At 41.9% G+C, this 731-nt stretch carries 1 protein-coding gene; it reads left to right on the top strand.

Annotation, left to right across the window (positions count from 1 at the left end; translation table 11 throughout):
- Positions 1 to 688: Bax inhibitor-1/YccA family membrane protein (locus DPG01_RS18495; RefSeq protein WP_110976013.1), on the top strand; the 688-nt coding region annotated here is incomplete at its 5' end.
- Positions 689 to 731 lie beyond the last annotated feature (43 nt).

Raw genomic sequence — 731 nt, 5'->3', positions numbered from 1 at the left:
CTATAGTCAACCGATGACTGTTCAAGGTGCTATTCAGAAGTCTGTATTACTTACAGTGATTGCGGCTGTGGTCGGTATAGCACTGTTTTTATACTGTTTCATGACCTTAAATATTTCGCTAGCCTATGCTGCAACCTTAGTCGGTGCGATTGGTGGTCTAATTTTAGGCCTGATTGCAACTTTTAAACCAAATACCGCACGTACCCTTGCCATTCCATATGCCTTGTTTGAAGGTGCTTTTTTAGGTGGGGTGTCGGTTATTTTCCAATTGAAATATCCGGGTGTACCTTTACAAGCGCTCTTGGCAACTTTTGTCACCACTTTAGTGATGTTTGGCCTGTATCGTTTTCAAATTATTCGTGCCACTGAAAAATTCAAATCTGTAGTGATGTCAGCATCAATTGCCATCGCGATTGTCTTTGTGGTGCAGATGGTCATGCGTTTGGCTTTTGGTTCAAGCATTCCATTTTTATTTGAAAACAATTTATTAGGTTTAGGTTTTGCCGCTTTTGTTGCAGTGATTGCATCACTGAACTTAATTCTAGATTTTGATTTGATTGAAAGTGCTGCGGCACAACACGCTCCGAAAGCGATGGAATGGCTGTGTGGTATTGCACTACTAGCGACTCTGGTGTGGATGTACTATTCATTCCTACGTCTACTCAGCATGTTGCGTGGCGACGACTAATCTCCTTAGTTTTAACAAATACGCCCCTTCATTGGGGCGTATT

Source organism: Acinetobacter sp. WCHAc060042, from assembly GCF_003231195.1.
Lineage (GTDB): Bacteria > Pseudomonadota > Gammaproteobacteria > Pseudomonadales > Moraxellaceae > Acinetobacter.
The sequence above is the reverse complement of the archived record's forward strand: the minus strand, read 5'-3'. Positions and strand labels throughout refer to the sequence as shown.